At 66.7% G+C, this 17,892-nt stretch carries 17 protein-coding genes; 13 read left to right on the forward strand and 4 right to left on the reverse strand.

Annotated features, from left to right (window positions below; translation table 11 throughout):
* The first annotated feature begins 25 nt into the window (after positions 1-25).
* From dsbC to recJ, 9 genes are all read left to right on the forward strand, one after another.
* The gene (gene dsbC, locus QMX85_RS12530) at positions 26-757 is read left to right on the forward strand and encodes a bifunctional protein-disulfide isomerase/oxidoreductase DsbC (RefSeq protein ID WP_282341314.1); all 732 of its coding nucleotides are present in this window, start codon (positions 26-28) and stop codon (positions 755-757) included.
* Positions 758-830: 73 nt separating this feature from the next.
* On the forward strand, positions 831-1,304 hold the full coding sequence (locus QMX85_RS12535; protein WP_282341317.1) for a GFA family protein: 474 nt from the start codon (positions 831-833) through the stop codon (positions 1,302-1,304).
* A 140-nt stretch (positions 1,305-1,444) separates the two neighbouring features.
* The gene (locus QMX85_RS12540; RefSeq protein WP_282341319.1) at positions 1,445-2,749 is read left to right on the forward strand and encodes a homoserine dehydrogenase; all 1,305 of its coding nucleotides are present in this window, start codon (positions 1,445-1,447) and stop codon (positions 2,747-2,749) included.
* A gap of 61 nt (positions 2,750-2,810) precedes the next feature.
* Positions 2,811-4,220, forward strand: coding sequence for a threonine synthase (thrC, locus tag QMX85_RS12545; protein WP_282341321.1), 1,410 nt, complete (start codon positions 2,811-2,813; stop codon positions 4,218-4,220).
* A gap of 226 nt (positions 4,221-4,446) precedes the next feature.
* On the forward strand, positions 4,447-4,731 hold the full coding sequence (locus QMX85_RS12550) for a DUF3509 domain-containing protein (protein ID WP_282341322.1): 285 nt from the start codon (positions 4,447-4,449) through the stop codon (positions 4,729-4,731).
* Positions 4,732-5,016: 285 nt separating this feature from the next.
* Entirely contained in the window at positions 5,017-6,027 is a 1,011-nt protein-coding gene (locus tag QMX85_RS12555; RefSeq protein ID WP_282341324.1) for an SDR family oxidoreductase, read from the forward strand.
* 114 nt (positions 6,028-6,141) lie between these two features.
* The gene (locus tag QMX85_RS12560) at positions 6,142-6,681 is read left to right on the forward strand and encodes a YaeQ family protein (RefSeq protein WP_273232298.1); all 540 of its coding nucleotides are present in this window, start codon (positions 6,142-6,144) and stop codon (positions 6,679-6,681) included.
* Positions 6,682-6,787: 106 nt separating this feature from the next.
* Positions 6,788-7,195 (forward strand): DUF1330 domain-containing protein, encoded by a 408-nt coding sequence (locus QMX85_RS12565; RefSeq protein WP_282341328.1) that lies wholly within the window; start codon positions 6,788-6,790, stop codon positions 7,193-7,195.
* 58 nt (positions 7,196-7,253) lie between these two features.
* The gene (gene recJ, locus QMX85_RS12570) at positions 7,254-8,969 is read left to right on the forward strand and encodes a single-stranded-DNA-specific exonuclease RecJ (protein ID WP_282341330.1); all 1,716 of its coding nucleotides are present in this window, start codon (positions 7,254-7,256) and stop codon (positions 8,967-8,969) included.
* A 9-nt stretch (positions 8,970-8,978) separates the two neighbouring features.
* Here the strand turns inward: recJ and QMX85_RS12575 are convergent, their stop codons facing one another.
* Positions 8,979-9,983, reverse strand: coding sequence for a DUF2955 domain-containing protein (locus tag QMX85_RS12575; protein WP_282341345.1), 1,005 nt, complete (start codon positions 9,981-9,983; stop codon positions 8,979-8,981).
* A 14-nt stretch (positions 9,984-9,997) separates the two neighbouring features.
* Positions 9,998-11,056, reverse strand: coding sequence for an HlyD family secretion protein (locus tag QMX85_RS12580; RefSeq protein ID WP_282341331.1), 1,059 nt, complete (start codon positions 11,054-11,056; stop codon positions 9,998-10,000).
* A gap of 187 nt (positions 11,057-11,243) precedes the next feature.
* Here QMX85_RS12580 and QMX85_RS12585 point away from each other — a divergent pair, with 187 nt between their 5' ends.
* Entirely contained in the window at positions 11,244-12,341 is a 1,098-nt protein-coding gene (locus tag QMX85_RS12585; protein ID WP_282341333.1) for an NADH:flavin oxidoreductase/NADH oxidase, read from the forward strand.
* Positions 12,342-12,469: 128 nt separating this feature from the next.
* On the opposite strand, the gene QMX85_RS12590 is transcribed toward QMX85_RS12585, so the two are convergent.
* Both QMX85_RS12590 and QMX85_RS12595 read right to left on the reverse strand, forming a co-directional pair.
* Entirely contained in the window at positions 12,470-13,192 is a 723-nt protein-coding gene (locus tag QMX85_RS12590) for a FadR/GntR family transcriptional regulator (RefSeq protein ID WP_090231813.1), read from the reverse strand.
* A gap of 99 nt (positions 13,193-13,291) precedes the next feature.
* Positions 13,292-15,031 (reverse strand): IlvD/Edd family dehydratase, encoded by a 1,740-nt coding sequence (locus QMX85_RS12595; protein ID WP_273235113.1) that lies wholly within the window; start codon positions 15,029-15,031, stop codon positions 13,292-13,294.
* 191 nt (positions 15,032-15,222) lie between these two features.
* Between QMX85_RS12595 and QMX85_RS12600 the strand changes: the two genes are divergently transcribed.
* The 3 genes from QMX85_RS12600 to QMX85_RS12610 form a co-directional block, all read left to right on the forward strand.
* The gene (locus QMX85_RS12600; protein ID WP_282341339.1) at positions 15,223-16,524 is read left to right on the forward strand and encodes an MFS transporter; all 1,302 of its coding nucleotides are present in this window, start codon (positions 15,223-15,225) and stop codon (positions 16,522-16,524) included.
* Positions 16,525-16,568: 44 nt separating this feature from the next.
* On the forward strand, positions 16,569-17,564 hold the full coding sequence (gene araD1 / locus QMX85_RS12605) for an AraD1 family protein (RefSeq protein ID WP_282341341.1): 996 nt from the start codon (positions 16,569-16,571) through the stop codon (positions 17,562-17,564).
* Between the two features lie 66 nt (positions 17,565-17,630).
* Positions 17,631-17,892 (forward strand): aldehyde dehydrogenase family protein (locus tag QMX85_RS12610; protein ID WP_282341343.1); only part of this gene is annotated, 262 nt, incomplete at its 3' end.

Here is a 17,892-nt window from a genome sequence, read left to right on the forward strand (position 1 = left end):
TTTCGCACCCATTCAGGAGTGTTCCATGCGCAGTATTCGTTTTCTCATCGGGGCCTGTTTCGCCCTCGTCATCGGTGCCGTACACGCGGACGATGCGGAAAAAACCATTCGCCAGTCCCTCGGCGGTCTGGGTCAGGACCTGCCCATCGAGAGCATCGCCAAGAGCCCGCTCAACGGTCTGTATGAAGTCCAGCTCAAGGGCGGTCGTGTGCTCTACGCCAGCGCCGACGGCAAGTACCTGATGCAGGGTTACCTCTATCAGATGCAGGCCGGCGCCGACCCGGTCAACCTGACCGAGCAGGCCGAGAGCCGTGGCATCGCCAAGGTGATCGCGGCGGTGCCGCTGGAACAGATGGTGGTCTACCCGGCCAAGGGCGAGACCAAGGGCCACATCACGGTGTTCACCGACACCACCTGCCCGTACTGCCACAAGCTGCACGGCGAAGTGGCCGAGCTGAACCGGCAGGGCATCGAAGTGCGCTACCTGGCGTTCCCCCGGCAGGGCCTGGATTCTCCCGGCGACCAGCAGCTGCAGGCGGTCTGGTGCTCCAGCGATCGTCGTGCGGCGATGGATCAGATGGTCAGCGGCAAGAAGGTCAGCGCCGCCAAATGCGCCAACCCGGTGTCCGAGCAGTTCGCCCTCGGTCAGTCGATCGGGGTCAATGGCACACCGGCCATCGTGCTCGGCAACGGTCAACTGATCCCTGGCTATCAGCCGGCGCCAGAGCTGATCAAGCAGGCGCTCGCGGCCCAGTGAGGGCTGACGGACGGCGCGAGCGATAGCGTTCCAGTCGGGTCACATGCAGACATGACCCGACCTGGAGCGAGCGATGAAACTCGAAGGTTCCTGCCATTGCGGCAGCGTGCGTTTTTCCGTCGAATCGGCACAACCCTATCCCTTCATGCGCTGCTACTGCTCGATCTGTCGCAAGACGGCGGGCGGGGGCGGCTTCGCCATCAACCTCGGCGCCGACAACCGCACGCTTGAGGTCCAGGGCAGGCAGCACCTCGGCGTCTATCGGGCGAAGATGGAGGGCGGCCAGGTAAGTTCCGGCGAGCGCAATTTCTGCCGCGAATGCGGCAGCGCGCTCTGGCTCTGGGACCCCAGCTGGCCGGACCTGATCCACCCTCACGCCTCGGCCATCGACACCGAGCTGCCGGTGCCGCCGCAGCACACCCACCTGATGCTCGGCTCGAAGGCCAGCTGGGTCGAGGTGCAGCAGGGCGCCGGCGACCGGCTGTACGACGAGTACCCCGAGGAATCCCTCGCGCAGTGGCACGAGCGGCTCGGTCTGACCCGATAGTCTCCTTTCGCCCCCGCGCCACGCCGGCAGCGGTTTTCCGCTCGCCGGGCGCGATTGACTAAAGCCCCCTCGGTTTCTAAAGTGCGACTCTTTTTATGCGCCCGTCAGCCGGGCGCGGTCGCGGTAATGGGGAGTACAGCGTGAAACCGGTGAAAGTGGGAATCTGTGGGCTGGGGACCGTCGGCGGCGGCACCTTCAACGTACTCAAACGCAATGCCGATGAGATTTCCCGCCGTGCCGGGCGGGGAATCGAGGTCGCCCAGATTGCCGCGCGTCGCCCCAACCCGAAAGTCGATACCGGTAGTACCCCCATTACCGCCGATATCTTCGAGGTCGCCAGCAACCCGGACATCGACATCGTCATCGAACTGATCGGCGGCTACACGCTGGCGCGCGACCTGGTGCTCAAGGCCATCGAGAACGGCAAGCACGTGATCACCGCGAACAAGGCGCTGATCGCCGTGCACGGCAACGAGCTCTTCGCCAAGGCGCGCGAGAAGGGCGTGATCATCGCCTTCGAAGCGGCGGTGGCCGGTGGCATTCCGGTCATCAAGGCGATCCGCGAGGGCCTCGCCGGCAACCAGATCAACTGGCTCGCCGGGATCATCAACGGCACCGGGAATTTCATCCTCAGCGAGATGCGCGAGAAGGGGCGTACCTTCGAGGACGTGCTCCAGGAAGCCCAGGCGCTGGGTTACGCCGAAGCCGACCCGACCTTCGACGTCGAGGGCATCGACGCCGCGCACAAGCTGACCATCCTCGCGTCCATCGCCTTCGGCATCCCGCTGCAGTTCGACAAGGCCTACACCGAAGGCATCACCAGGCTGACCACGGCCGACGTCAACTATGCCGAAGCGCTGGGCTATCGCATCAAGCACCTCGGCGTGGCGCGTCGCACTGCGGCCGGCATCGAGCTGCGCGTGCACCCGACGCTGATCCCGGGCGATCGCCTGATCGCCAACGTCAACGGCGTGATGAACGCGGTGATGGTCAACGGCGATGCCGTCGGAAGCACCCTCTATTACGGTGCCGGCGCCGGCATGGAACCGACCGCTTCGGCGGTGGTGGCCGATGTCGTCGACGTGGTTCGCGCGCTGACCACCGACCCGCACAACCGCGTGCCGCACCTGGCCTTCCAGCCAGATTCGCTGTCCGATCACCCGATCCTGCCGATCGCCGAATGCGAGAGCGCCTACTACCTGCGCATCCAGGCGAAGGACCTGCCCGGCGTGCTGGCACAGGTGGCGAGCATCCTTTCCGATCGCGGCATCAACATCGAATCGATCATGCAGAAGGAAGCCGAGGAGCAGGACGGCCTGGTGCCGATGATCCTGGTGACCCACCGCGTGCAGGAAGCGCGTATCGACGACGCCATCACCGCCCTCGAGGCGCTGGAAGGCGTTTCCGGCGACGTCGTACGGATTCGCGTCGAGCAACTGAATTAATCCAGCCACGCGCCTGGGGCCAGACGCACCGGGACGCGGCTCACAGTGAAGGTTTGTCGAAATGCGCTATATCAGCACCCGCGGCCACGCACCTGCCCTGAACTTCGAAGACGTCCTGCTCGCCGGCCTGGCCAGCGATGGCGGCCTCTACGTACCGGAAAACCTGCCGCGCTTCACCCAGGAGGAAATCGCTTCCTGGGCCGGCCTGCCTTACCACGAGCTGGCCTTCCGGGTGATGCGCCCGTTCGTGGCCGGCAGCATCGAGGATGCCGACTTCAAGCGCATCCTCGAAGACACCTACGGCGTGTTCGCCCATAGCGCCATCGCGCCGCTGCGTCAGCTGAACGGCAACGAGTGGGTGCTCGAGCTGTTCCATGGCCCGACGCTGGCGTTCAAGGATTTCGCCCTGCAACTGCTCGGCCGGCTGCTCGACCATGTGCTGGCCAAGCGCAACGAGCGCGTGGTGATCATGGGCGCCACCTCCGGCGATACCGGCTCGGCGGCGATCGAGGGCTGCAAGGCCTGCGACAACGTCGATATCTTCATCATGCACCCGCACAACCGCGTGTCAGAAGTGCAGCGCCGGCAGATGACCACCATCTTCGGCGAAAACATCCACAACATCGCCATCGAAGGCAACTTCGACGACTGCCAGGAAATGGTCAAGGCCAGCTTCGCCGACCAGGGCTTCCTCAAGGGCACGCGCCTGGTGGCGGTCAACTCGATCAACTGGGCGCGGATCATGGCCCAGATCGTCTATTACTTTTACGCCGCGTTGCAGCTCGGCGCGCCGGCGCGTTCCATCGCCTTCTCGGTGCCGACCGGCAACTTCGGCGACATCTTCGCCGGCTACCTGGCGCGCAACATGGGCCTGCCGGTCAGCCAGCTGATCGTCGCCACCAACCGCAACGACATCCTCCACCGCTTCATGAGCGGCAACAGTTACGCCAAGGACACCCTGCATCCGACTCTCTCGCCGTCGATGGACATCATGGTTTCGTCCAACTTCGAGCGCCTGCTGTTCGACCTGCACGGGCGCAACGGCGCGGCCATCGCCGGGCTGATGGACACTTTCAAGCGGGGCGGCGGTTTCAGCGTCGACGAGGACCGCTGGAGCGAGGCGCGCAAGCTCTTCGACTCGCTGGCGGTGGATGACGAGCAGACCTGCGAGACCATCGCCGCGGTATTCGCCGAAACCGGCGAGGTGCTCGACCCGCACACCGCCATCGGCGTGCGTGCCGGTCGTGAATGCCGTCGCAGCCTGAGCACGCCCATGGTGGTGCTGGGCACCGCGCACCCGGTGAAATTCCCCGAAGCGGTGGAGAAGGCCGGCATCGCCAAGGCCATCGAACTGCCGGCGCACCTGGCCGACCTGTTCGTCCGCGAGGAGCGCTACAGCGTGCTCGCGAACGACCTGAAGGCCGTGCAGGCCTTCGTCGCCGGGCACGGTAACCGCGGCAAACCTCTCTGAGCGAACGCCTCGCCGGCTTGCCGGCGCGTTTTCGCCCCTCCGTTCAGGCCGGCCTCGTTGTGCCGGCCTGTTCGCATCCGCGTCACGCCACTGCAACGAACCCTGCTTACCCTGAGGTTGCCCTCGCGCCGGCGTTTCTCCACGCGGGGCGATCACGAACTTTCCTTGCGCTTATCGAGTCTTTGCTACACCTCCTTTATTTTCAGAACCTTAAGTGGAGATGGACATGGAAAGCACAACGGAATTGCTGGAAGGCGCCCTGGCGCCGTACAAGGTGGTGTTGGGGCCTGACCGTGCCGACGGTAGCAGGTTGATGACCCTGACCAACGAGGCGGGAGAACCCGTCCTCCAGCGCACGCTGAGCAAGGGGCAGCTGAGCGACCGCTTCACCCTGACCGATGTGGTGGATGGCATCCTGCGCGACCTCTTGCTGATCGAAGGCCGTATCGCACCCGAGGTGATTGCCCATCTGCACGGCAATAGCCGGGTGAAAAACTACGCCTCGCTGTGATCCGCGCCTGCCCGACGACCGGTTGAACGATTGGGCTTTTTCGCCGGTCAGTAGTTACACGGCACATGAAACCTTACCGCTCCCAGGTCCATGTGCCGGCCGCCTGGCCCTCGTGGCTGGCGTTGAACCCCGAGCATCTCCCCCAAGGCTCGGGGTTTCTTTTTTTCGGCGTATGGCAGCCGCTGCCGTCGGACCACTGGTCCACCCGAGGAACCCGGTTAGCCCCCCCCGCGCGGCGCCGGTACAGCGCCTTCGCCGCGTTCCTTTTCCGAACAGGAGGACTTCATGAAGCCCAATCTTCGTCCGCTCGCCCAGCAGGTCATCGTCATCACCGGCGCGTCCAGCGGCATCGGCCTCGCCACCGCGCGCGCCGCCGTCGCCAAGGGCGCCCGCCTGGTACTGGTGGCCCGCAACGAACAGGCGCTGGAGCAGATCGCCGGCGAACTCGGCGGCAGCGCCCAGGTGGTCACGATGGCCGCCGACGTTGGTGACCGCCAGGCCATGCAGCGGGTCGCCGACCTCGCCATCGAGAAGTTCGGCCGTTTCGATACCTGGGTGAACAATGCCGGCATCGCGGTGATCGGCAAGATCGAGGACGCCAGCGACGCCGATCATCGCCGTCTGTTCGAAACCAATTTCTGGGGCACCTACTACGGCTCGACCATCGCGGCCAAATACCTGCGCGAGCACGGCGGGGCGATCATCAACCTGGGCAGTTCCGAATCGGCCGCGCCGATTCCGGTGCACGGCATGTACGCGGCGTCCAAGCATGCGGTGAAGGCCATGACCGATGTGTTGCGGGTCGAGCTGCGCAAGGATGCCGCGCCGGTATCGGTAACGTTGATCCGGCCAGCCGCCACCGACACGCTGTTCACCGACCACGCCCGGGATTACACCGCCAGCGCGCCGGTCCTGCCGCCGCCGCTGTATGCGCCGGAAGAGGTCGCCGAGGCGATCCTCCATGCGGCGGTGCATCCCACCCGCGACATCTACATCGGCGCCTCCAAGGCCTTCACGGTGATCGCGCAGAACTTCCCGCGCTTCTACGACTGGCTCAGCGAGAAGGTCATCTACGACCGCCTGCAGAATGGTCAGCCGGACGCCAACTGGCAGGGTGCCCTGCACGGCCCGAACGGTGGCCGCCTGACCGGTCGTACCCGTGGCTACTATCCGGGGCGCGTGCTGCGCCACAGCCTCTACACCCACGCCAGTCTGCACCCGGTCGCCACCGTGGCGTTGCTCGGTCTCGGCGCCGTGGCCATTGGCGCGCTGCTCTGCAAGGGCTGCGCACGCTAGAGGCCGCGGCGCTTCCCATGTCCCTCGCGCACGCCGCCAGGCTCCCGGCGGTGGTCGTGCCGCGAGGGCATTCGCGCTAGACTTGCCGGCTTCCATTCCGCCAGGAAGCCGTACATGGCCCTGCAAGCGACAACCTACAAAGTCGAAATAAACCTCACCGACCTCGACCGTTCGGTCTACGACACCGCGCGCTTCACCGTCGCCCGCCACCCCTCGGAAACCGAGGAGCGCCTGGTGGTGCGGCTGATCGCCTACCTGCTGTGGTACGGCGAGCTGCTGTCCTTCGGCCGTGGGCTGTCCGACGTCGACGAGCCGGCGCTGTGGGAAAAGAGCCTCGACGACCGGGTGCTGCACTGGATCGAAGTCGGCCAGCCGGATGCCGAGCGCATCACCTGGTGTTCGCGCCGCGCCGAGCGCTTCAGCCTGGTCGCCTACGGCAACCTGCGCGTGTGGCAGAGCAAGGTGCTCGATGGCGTCAGGAGCCTGAAGAACATCAACGTCGTCGCCGTGCCGCAGGAAGCGCTGGAAACCGTGGCGCGCGACCTGCCGCGCTCGATCAACTGGGCGGTGATGATCAGCGAAGGCACGCTGTTCATCACCGACGAGAACGGCCAGCACGAACTGCAACTGGAATGGCTGGCCGGCGAACGCTGAGCATCTTCGCCAGCGTTCCGATGGCGTGCCATCAGGGCCTCCAATGAACGTTGACCGCCTTGGGCTGCCTGCTCAGGCTGTCGATTCGCACGAGAAGGAGCGCCCCATGTCCACCCTGAATCCCAGCGCCGAACAACTGGCCGAGTTTGTCCGCAGCATGCCCTCCGCCCAACCGATCCTGATGCTCAACCTGCTGCGTTACCGCGAGCAGGCCAACTACCCGGCCGGTAGCGGCGAAAGCCCCTGCACCGGGCGTAAGGCCTACGCCCGCTATAGTCGTACCGCACTTGCCAAGGTGCAGGGCGCCGGCGGCGCGGTGGAGATACTGGTGCAGGCCCACGCGGCGTTGATCGCGCCGCCCGGCGAGCGTTGGGACGACGTGCTGCTGGTGCGTTATCCGAGCAAGGAGGCGTTCCTCGGCATGCTCGCCGATGCCGAGTACCAGGCAGCGACCGTGCATCGCAGCGCGGCCCTGGCCGATTCGCGGCTGATCGGCTGCAGCGCACCCGGTTGAAGGTGTGCGGACCGTCCGCCGCCTTCGTTCATCTTTCGTTTCAGTAGACCAGAATCCCATGCGCATCGAACCCCGCCCGCTACCCGAAACCCTGCCCGACCTCGGCGAGCTGCCGCCGCTGCTGCGCCGCCTGTATGCCGCGCGCGGCGTGCGCTCCCCGGCGGAGCTGGACAAGGGCCTGGCACGCCTGATTCCGTATGGGCAACTGAAGGGTATCGAGCGCGCCGTCGAACTGCTGGAGGTCGCCCTGGAGCGGCGCCAGCGGATTCTCTTCGTCGGCGACTTCGACGCCGATGGCGCCACCGCCAGCGCGGTGGGCGTGCTGGGTTTGCGTCTGCTCGGCGCAAGCCACGTCGACTACCTGGTACCCAATCGCTTCGACTACGGCTACGGGCTGACCCCGGAAATCGTCGCCGTGGCGCTGCAGCGCAACCCCGACCTGCTGGTGACCGTGGACAACGGCATCTCCAGCGTCGAGGGCGTGGCGGCGGCGAAGGCGGCCGGGCTCGGCGTGGTGATCACCGATCACCACCTGCCGGGCCAGGAATTGCCGGTGGCGGACGCCATCGTCAACCCGAACCAGCCCGAGTGCAGCTTCCCGAGCAAGTGCATCGCCGGCGTCGGGGTGATCTTCTACGTGTTGCTGGCGCTGCGCGCCAGACTGCGCGAGAACGGCTGGTTCGCCCGCCAGTCGCTGGCCGAGCCCAACCTCGCCGAGCTGCTCGACCTGGTGGCGCTGGGTAGCGTCGCCGACGTGGTGCCGCTAGACGCCAACAACCGCATCCTGGTCCACCAGGGCCTGGCACGCATCCGCGCCGGTCGCGCGCGGCCCGGGTTGCGCGCGATCCTGGAGGTCGCCGGTCGCGATGCGCGCAAGATCACCTCCACCGACCTGGGCTTCATCATCGGCCCGCGGCTGAACGCGGCGGGGCGGCTGGACGACATGAGCCTGGGCATCGAATGCCTGCTCTGCGACGACGAAGCGCTGGCCCGCGACATGGCGGTGCAGCTCGACCAGCTCAACCAGGACCGCAAGTCCATCGAGCAGGGCATGCAGCGCGAAGCCCTGGCGCAGCTCAAGGATCTGGCGCTGGACGACCTGCCGTTCGGCCTCTGCCTGTTCGATGCGGACTGGCACCAGGGCGTGATCGGCATTCTCGCCTCGCGTCTGAAGGAGCGTTACCACCGCCCGGCGATCGCCTTCGCCGACGCCGGCGACGGCCTGCTCAAGGGGTCGGCGCGCTCGGTGCAGGGCTTCCACATCCGCGATGCGCTGGACGCCGTGGCGGCGCGCCATCCGGGGCTGATCAGCAAGTTCGGCGGCCATGCCATGGCGGCCGGGCTGTCGTTGCCGCAGGCCAACCTCGGGGCGTTCGCCGCGGCCTTCGACGCCGAGGTGCGCAAGCAGCTGGACGAGGACGACCTGACCGGACGGATGCTCTCCGACGGCCAGCTGGGCATCGAGGAGTTCCATCTGGAGCTGGCCAAGGCACTGCGCCAGGCCGGGCCCTGGGGCCAGCAGTTCCCCGAGCCGATGTTCCACGGCGTGTTCCAGGTGGTTCAGCAGCGCATCGTCGGCGAGAAGCACCTCAAGCTGGTGCTGAAGACCGAGTGCGGCGGTCGCACCCTGGACGGCATCGCCTTCAACGTCGACAGCGAGCTGCTGGCCAATCCGAAGCTGGGCTGGGTCGACGTGGCCTACAAGCTCGACGTCAACGAGTTCCGCGGCCAGGAAAGCGTGCAACTGCTGGTGGCCCACCTCGCGCCACGCTGAGGCGGCGCGTCAGGCGTGGCGGGTGGCCGGAAAGCGATCCAGCAGGCTGTGCAGGACGAATACCACCAGCAGGGTGACGAACACCGACAGGCACACCGAGCTGAGCCGGTAGAGCACGCTGTACATCATGTCGTGGGTCGGCGTGAGGTACTGGCCGAGGACTATGGCCAGTGTGGTGAGGGCGCCGAAGCCCTGGCCCGGCATGCCGTTCTCCAGCATGTGGATGCGCGCGCAGTGCATCGCCGCGATCCACAGCAGGATCGCCACGAAGGGCAGGATGTCGTAGTGGTCGTAGAGCACCAGTTGCAGCGCCAGCGCCATCAGGCAGCCGCGCAGCGTGCCCAGGGCGCGCACCCGGCCAGCGAAGCGCACGCCGTTCCAGTGCATCGGGAACAGCACCAGGATCGAGGCGATCTGCGCCGACAGCGAGTCGCGCAGATCGAAACACTGGAACACGATGAACGACAGCGTCGCCACGCTGGCGCCGAGCAGCGTCTCGTGGCGCTGGCTGGCCGCGTCCTTGGGCGTGGGCGTGCGGGGCGCACGCGGCTCGGCGTCGGGGAGCAGAAGGAACATCAGGCAGGCGATGGCCACCGTCACCCAGGTCGCCACCAGGTTGCTGGTGAGCATGTCGTAGAGGTTCACGTCCGGGTAGCTGCCGAAGTGCAGCAGCATCGAGAGAAACACCGAACTCAGCGCGCCGAAGAAGAACATCGGCCCCTGCGCCATCAGCGCGAAGCGGAACACGAAAAGCCCGAACACCAGCGGAATCATCAGGGCCGGACGGTCACCGAAGAGCCCCTGGATCAACAGCGTCTCGACGCTGACCAGCGCCGAGCAGGCGAGGAACTGGCGGATCACGTGGGGCGTGATGGTCGGCACCAGGCCGAGCAGCAACATCGGGTAGACGCCGAAGAAGGCGCCGTAGTCCCAGTTCATCAGCTTGCAGATGAAGAACCCCAGGGCGCCGCCGCTGGCGATGCGCAGGCACTGGCGCAGGTCGTTCTTCGACAGCTCGCGCTTCATCATCAGTAGATGTAGTGCAGCAGGCTGATGAAGCCGATCTGCGCGTTGCCCAGCAGCCGGCTCAGGCGATTGCCGGGGAACAGCTGCACGGTGGCCTTGGCGCCGCTGGGCAGGGGCACGTCCGGCGCGGTATCGAGTTGCACGTGCAGGCGCTGGCGTTGCGCGTCGCGCACCCAGCGGTCGGACATCACCGGCGCGGCGAGGTCGCCATTGGCTTCCAGCTGACCTTCCCTGACCCCCGCATCGATGGCGATCACCCGTGCGTCGAAACGCTCGCCCGGCCGCGCATCGAAGACCACCACCGCCTCGTCGCCGGGCTGCACGTAGCGCAGCGATTTCTCGCGGAAATCGGCGGTGATGTCGATGCGGTCGTCGACCAGCGCGGCGACCGGCTGGCCGGCGGCGACATAGGCGCCAGGCGTCAGCTGCAGGTTGCTCAGGGTGCCGGCGCGGTCGGCGCGCACCGCGCTGTAGCTGAGCTGCAACTGCGCCTGTTCCAGCGCATTGCGCGCCTGGCGCAGGCGCAGGTTGTCCTCGCCGGTGGCGCCGCGGCGCGACACCAGCTCACGCAGTTGCGCCTGCGCCGCCGCCACCTGGGCGCGCGCGGCCTGCGCGCGGGACAGGGTCTGGTCGTGCTGCTGGCGGGAGACGTTGGCGCGCTCCACCAGCACCTTCATGCGGCGCCCTTCGCTGTCCAGTTCGTCGGCGGTGCTGCGCGCGGCGAGCAGGCCGGCCTCGGCCGAAGCGATCGCCGCATCCAGTTCGAGGTTGGTGCGGCGGGCTTCTTCCAGCGCCAGCTCGGCCTGGCGAACGGCCAGTGCGAAGGGCTGCGGGTCGAGGCGGAAGATCAGGTCGCCGGGTTGCACGTGCGCGTTGTTCCGCACCGCCACTTCCAGCACCTGGCCGCCGACGCGCGGCGCCAGGCGCACCACCGGGCGGGTCAGTTGCGCCTGCGGCGTCAGCGGCATCCACAGGTCGGCGATCAGGAAGTAGACGAACAGCGCGACGAACAGGGCGATGGCGCAGCGCACCGCGCGGGCGAAGCGTTGATCGGGGGTCATTGGGGCATTTCCTCGGCACGGCAGGCAAAGCGGCGGATTTTACTGGCAGAGAAGGCGGGCGATTGGCGGTGTTTCGGCAATAAACCGTTCCGCCAGCGTGACGATGGGCGCCTCGATCCCTGATTCGAAGAACCCGGCCTAAGCTAAGGGGGTCGATAACAACAATGTCGCCATTGGGAGTTCCGCCATGAGTCATCTCTTCGAACCCTTGCAGCTGCGCCAGCTCAGCCTGCCCAACCGCATCGCCGTGTCGCCCATGTGCCAGTACTCGGCGAAGGAAGGCCTGGCCAACGACTGGCATCTGGTGCACCTGGGCAGCCGCGCCGTGGGCGGCGCCGGCCTGGTGCTGATCGAGGCCACCGCGGTGACCGCCGACGGCCGTATCACCCCCGAGGACCTGGGCATCTGGTCCGACGAGCACATCGAACCCTTGCAGCGCATCACCCGTTTCATTGAGTCCCAGGGCGCCTTCGCCGGCATCCAGCTGGCCCATGCCGGGCGCAAGGCGAGCACCTGGGCGCCGTGGCTGAACAAGCACGGCAGCGTGCCGGTGGCGGCCGGAGGCTGGGCGCCGAGCGGTCCCTCGGCGATCGCCTTCAGCCCCGAGCACGCGGTGCCGACGGCGCTCGACGAGGCGCAGATCGGCGAGGTGATCCAGGCCTTCGTGCGCGCCGCCGAACGCGCGCTGGCGGCCGGCTTCAAGGTGGTCGAGGTCCACGCGGCGCATGGCTACCTGTTGCATCAGTTCCTCTCGCCGCTCTCCAACCAGCGTCGCGACGGCTACGGGGGCTCGTTCGAGAACCGCATCCGCCTGCTCCTGCAGGTGACCGAGTCGGTGCGCGAAGTCTGGCCGCAGGAACTGCCGCTGTTCGTCCGCGTCTCGGCGACCGACTGGGTGCAGGATGGTTGGAACCCTGACGAAACGGTGGAATTGGCGCGGCGCCTGAAACCCCTGGGGGTCGATCTGATCGACGTATCTTCCGGCGGCACCGCGGCGAACGCGGAAATCCCCACCGGGCCGGGCTACCAGACCGAGTTCGCCGAGCGCGTGCGCAAGGAGGCCGGCATCGCCAGCGGCACGGTGGGGATGATCACCGAGGCGGTGCAGGCCGAGCACATCCTGCGCACCGGCCAGGCAGACCTGATCCTGCTCGCCCGCGAACTGCTGCGCGACCCGTACTGGCCCCTGCACGCTGCGGAATACCTCAACGAGCGCTCGCAGCCCTGGCCGGCGCAATACCTGCGCGCCGCGCACCGCGACACGCCGATGCGCAAACCGGTCTGACCGCGAGCGCACCCACCGCCGGGCTCACCCTTCAGTGGTTCCCCGCATGCGTGGACGCGGCTCTTGGTCGAAACAGGCATGAAAAAAGCCCCGCCGGCTGAAACCGGCGGGGCTTTTTCATGCTCGTGTCAGAGCGGTGTCAGTTCGTTGAGCACGGTGTTCAGTGCGACGCGGGTGTCGTCGAGCTGGACGATCGAGGCCTGTTGCGCGGCGAGGGCGTCGCGGTTCTTGATCGCGGTGAGGATCGCCTTGTGGCGGGGCAGGGTGAGGGCCTGCAGGTTGGGCCGGTGGCTGGAGAACTTGATCGATTCGCGCAGGGCGATCGAGAGCATGTTGCTCAGGTACACCAGCAGGTCGTTGTGCGTGGCTTCGGCGATGCGGCGGTGGAAGTCGAGGTCCGGCTGGAGCATTTCGGCACGGCTGGTGGCGGCTTCCATGCGCGTGTAGGCCTCCTCGATGGCGGCGATGTCCTCGGCGTTGGCGGTGCTTGCCGCCATCGCGCAGACCGCCGGTTCGATGATGCAGCGCACCCCGACCAGCGTGCTGAAGAACTCGCTTTGCGGGGTACTTTCGACCAGCCAGTAGAGCACGTCGGGGTCGAGCATGTGCCAGTCGCGGCGCGGCTTCACCAGGGTGCCGACGCGCGGCTTGGAGGCTACCAGCCCTTTTGCCACCAGCACGCGGATGGCCTCGCGGACCACCGGCCGGCTGACCGCGTATTCCTCGCAGAGCACGGCTTCCTGGGGCAGTTTCTCGTCCGGCTGGAGCTGGCCGGAGACGATCCGCATGCCCAGTTCCTGAACGATGTTGGCGTGGCGACTCTTGCGGGGTTTTGGCTGTTTGTAATCCATGGGGGCGCTTGGCGTCCGACCTGACTTGAGCGCGACAGCATAGCATCGGCAAGCTTTCGCCAGGCCGTCGCCCGCCGCTGCGGCGGGCGTTTCGCCGGTTCAGTGCGAGTGGCGCGGTACCTCGGAGCCGCGGCAGCCGACCAGGAAGTCGAAGTCGCAGCCTTCGTCGGCCTGCAGCACGTGGTCGATGTACAGTCGGCGATAGCCGCCGTCCCAGAGCAGCGGTGCCGGCGGTGGGATATCGGCCAGGCGCGCCTGCAGTTCCTCGTCGCTGATGTCCAGGTGCAGGCGCCCGGCGTAGGCGTCCAGCTCGATCATGTCGCCGTTGCGCACCGCTGCCAGCGGGCCGCCCGCGGCCGCTTCCGGGGCCACGTGAAGCACTACGGTGCCGTAGGCGGTGCCGCTCATGCGCGCGTCGGAGATGCGCACCATGTCGGTGATGCCCTTGGCCAGCACCTTCGGCGGCAGGCCCATGTTGCCGACTTCGGCCATGCCCGGATAACCCTTGGGCCCGGCGTTCTTGAGCACCAGCACGCAGGTTTCGTCGACATCCAGTTCCGGGTCGGCGATGCGCGCCTTGTAGTCGTCGAAGTTCTCGAAGACCACCGCGCGACCGCGATGCTGCATCAACTCGGCGGTGGCGGCGGAGGGCTTGAGCACCGCGCCCTTGGGCGCCAGGTTGCCGCGCAGCACGCAGATGCCGCCGTCGGCGCGAATCGGGTTGTCCAGCGTGCGGATCACCTCGTTCTCGCCGTAGATCGGTGCTTCGCTGCAGTTTTCCCATAGTGAGCGGCCGTTCACCGTCAGCGCATCCGGGTTCGGCAGGATGCCGCCTTCGCCCATCCGCCGGATCACCGCCGGCAGGCCGCCGTCGTAGTAGAACTCTTCCATCAGGAAGCGCCCGGAGGGTTGCAGGTCGACGATGGTCGGCGTGCCGCGGCCGACGCGGGTCCAGTCGTCCAGTTCGAGGTCGACGCCCATGCGCCCGGCGATGGCCTTGAGGTGGATGACCGCGTTGGTCGAGCCGCCGATGGCGGCGTTGACCTTGATCGCATTCTCGAAGGCTTCCTTGGTCAGCACCTTCGACAGGCGCAGGTCTTCCCACACCATGTCGACGATGCGCATGCCGGACAGGTGCGCGAGCACGTAGCGGCGCGAGTCCACCGCCGGGATCGCCGCGTTGTGCGGCAGCGAGGTGCCGAGGGCTTCGGCCATGCAGGCCATGGTCGAGGCCGTGCCCATGGTGTTGCAGGTGCCGGCGGAGCGGGACATGCCGGCTTCCGCGGAGAGGAACTCGTTGAGGTCGATCAGCCCGGCCTTATAGGACTCGTGCATCTGCCAGACGATGGTGCCGGCGCCGATGTCGCGACCCTTGTGCTTGCCGTTGAGCATCGGCCCGCCGGTGACCACGATGGCCGGCACGTCGCAGCTCGCGGCGCCCATCAGCAGGGCGGGGGTGGTCTTGTCGCAACCGGTGAGCAGCACCACGGCGTCCACCGGGTTGCCGCGAATCGCCTCCTCGACGTCCATGCTGGCCAGGTTGCGGGTGAGCATGGCGGTGGGGCGCAGGTTGGATTCGCCGCTGGAGAACACCGGGAACTCGACCGGGAAGCCGCCGGCTTCGAGGACGCCTTTCTTTACGTGCTCGGCGATCTTGCGGAAATGCGCGTTGCACGGGGTCAGTTCGGACCAGGTATTGCAGATGCCGATGATGGGCTTGCCCTGGAATTCATGGTCCGGGATGCCCTGGTTCTTCATCCAGCTGCGGTACATGAAGCCGTTCTTGTCGGTGGTGCCGAACCAGGAGGCGGAGCGAAGCGGGCGTTTTTGCTCGGTCATGGGGTTCTCTCTTGTTTTGTATTACTAATAGCGATGAGTTAGCCAAAAGTAGCCCTTTCAAAGAGCATTTGGAAGGCTTGTTGAGTAAATAGTAATACTATATAGTCGGTTCAACGTGAGAGGACGCCCCTTCGAGACGCCGTGCCTACTGACGTGCTGGTCCATACAAAAACAAATGGAGACCGCGACACATGAGCCCCGAGCAGCGGCTGATACGCCTCATCACCCTGAAACTGATCCCCTTCCTGATCCTCCTCTATCTGGTCGCCTACATCGATCGCTCGGCGGTTGGCTTCGCCAAGCTGCACATGGGCGCCGACGTGGGCATCGGCGATGCCGCCTACGGCTTGGGCGCGGGTCTGTTCTTCATCGGCTATTTCATCTTCGAAGTACCCAGCAACCTGCTGCTCGATCGCTTCGGCGCGCGACGCTGGTTCGCGCGCATCCTCATCACCTGGGGTGCGATCACCATGGGCATGGCGTTCATCCAGGGGCCGACGAGCTTCTACGTGATGCGCTTCCTGCTCGGTGCGGCCGAGGCCGGGTTCTTCCCCGGCGTGCTGTACTTCATCACCCAGTGGTACCCGGTTCGCCATCGCGGCAAGATCATCGGCTTCTTCATCCTGTCGCAGCCGATCGCGATGATGATCACCGGTCCGCTGGCGGGCGCGCTGCTGGGCATGGATGGGCTCTCCGGCCTGCACGGCTGGCAGTGGCTGTTCCTGATGATCGGCGCTCCGGCGGTGCTGCTCGCCTGGCCGACCCTGCGCTTCCTGCCGGACAACCTGCACAAGGTGAAATGGCTCTCCGCGGAGGAGAAGACCTGGCTCGCCGGCGAGCTGGAGAAGGACAAGCAGGAATACGCCCAGACCCGCCACGGCAACCCGCTGCATGCCCTGAAGGACAAGCGCGTGCTGCTGCTGGCGCTGTTCTACCTGCCGGTGACGCTGAGCATCTACGGTCTCGGCCTGTGGCTGCCGACCATCCTCAAGCAGTTCGGCGGCAGCGACCTGACCACCGGTTTCCTCTCGGCGATTCCTTACGTGTTCGGCATCGTCGGCCTGCTCATCGTGCCGCGCAGTTCGGACCGGCTGAACGACCGCTATGGCCACCTTGCCGTGCTCTACGCCCTGGCCGCCTGCTCGATGTTCCTCAGCGCCTGGCTCAGCGCGCCGGCGCTGCAACTGATGGCGCTGTCGCTGGTCGCGTTCTGCCTGTTCTCCACCACCGCGCTGTTCTGGACCCTGCCGGGGCGCTTCTTCACCGGCACCAGTGCGGCGGCGGCCATCGCCCTGATCAACTCGGTGGGCAACCTCGGCGGCTACATCGGGCCGTTCGGTATCGGCGCGCTGAAGGAGTACACCGGCAACCTGGCGTCGGGCCTGTACTTCCTCACGGCCGTGCTGTGCTTTGGCCTGCTGCTGACCTGGGTGGTCTACCAGCGCCTGGAACGCCGCCACGCGCAGCAACAGGTTTCCATGGGCAACGCCTGAGCGCTGCCGACCCCGACAATGACAGATAGAAAGTGAGGATTGCGATGCGCTTGATTCAGTTCGAACTGGCCGGCGGCGAACGCCGGGTTGGCCTGGTGGATGGCGGCCTGGTGCGTGAAGTGCTGGGTGCCAACAGCGTGCGGGAGCTGGCGCTGGCCGCCATCGACGCCGGCCAGAGCCTGGCCCAGCGGGTCGACTTGCAGGGGCTCGGCGAGGCGCACGACTATTCGGCATTGCTCGGCCAGGACCGCGTGCTGCCGCCGCTGGACCATCCGGACCCGGCGCACTGCCTGGTCAGCGGCACCGGGCTGACCCACCTGGGTAGCGCCTCCGCGCGGGACAAGATGCACCAGCAGGCCGGCGTCGACGAAGCCACCCTGACCGACACCATGCGCATCTTCAAATGGGGCGTCGAAGGCGGCAAGCCGGCCGCCGGGCAAGTCGGCGCGCAGCCGGAATGGTTCTACAAGGGCGACGGCAGCATCGTCGTGCGCCCGGGCGCCGCGCTGCCGCGTCCGCCGTTCGCCGAGGACGGCGGCGAGGAACCGGAGCTCACCGGGCTCTACGTCATCGGCCATGACGGCAAGCCGTATCGCCTGGGTTTCGCCCTTGGCAACGAGTATTCCGACCATGTCATGGAGCGACGCAATTACCTGTACCTGGCGCACTCCAAGCTGCGCTTCTGCGCCTTCGGCCCGGAGCTGCGCCTTGGCGAACTGCCCCGGCACCTGTCGGGTTTCAGCCGCATCCGGCGCAACGGCGAGGTGCTCTGGGAGAAGGAGTTCCTCTCCGGCGAGGACAACATGTGCCATAGCCTGGAGAACCTCGAGTACCACCACTTCAAGTACGCGCAGTTCCTCCGGCCGGGCGACGTGCACGTGCATTTCTTCGGCACCGCGACGCTGTCGTTCGCCGATGGCGTGCGTGCCGAGCCAGGCGACCGCTTCGAGATCGGCCTGCCTGAATTCGGCGAGCCGCTGGTCAACGGCATTGCGCCGACCGCGGCCGAACTGCCTGCCGGCGGGGTGGGCAAGCTCTAAGCACTTTTCCCAGCGACGCCGGCGCCGCCGGCGATCCATCCAGACCCGCGAGTCGAGGAGACGAACATGCAGATACTCGGACAGAACTACATCAACGGCGCGCGCAGCGCCCTGGGCGACGTCGTCGTGCACAGCCTCGACGCCAGCACCGGCGAGACGCTGCCCTACGATTTTCACCAGGCCACGCTTGGCGAGGTCGATGCCGCCGCCAAGGCCGCCGCAGCCGCCTATCCGACCTACCGCACGCTGTCGGCGGCCAGACGCGCCGATTTCCTCGACGCCATCGCCGCCGAGATCGATGCGCTGGGCGATGACTTCGTCGCCCTGG

It is taken from the genome of Pseudomonas sp. PS02288, assembly GCF_029959715.1.
In the GTDB taxonomy this organism is placed as follows: Bacteria; Pseudomonadota; Gammaproteobacteria; order Pseudomonadales; family Pseudomonadaceae; genus Pseudomonas_O; species Pseudomonas_O kuykendallii.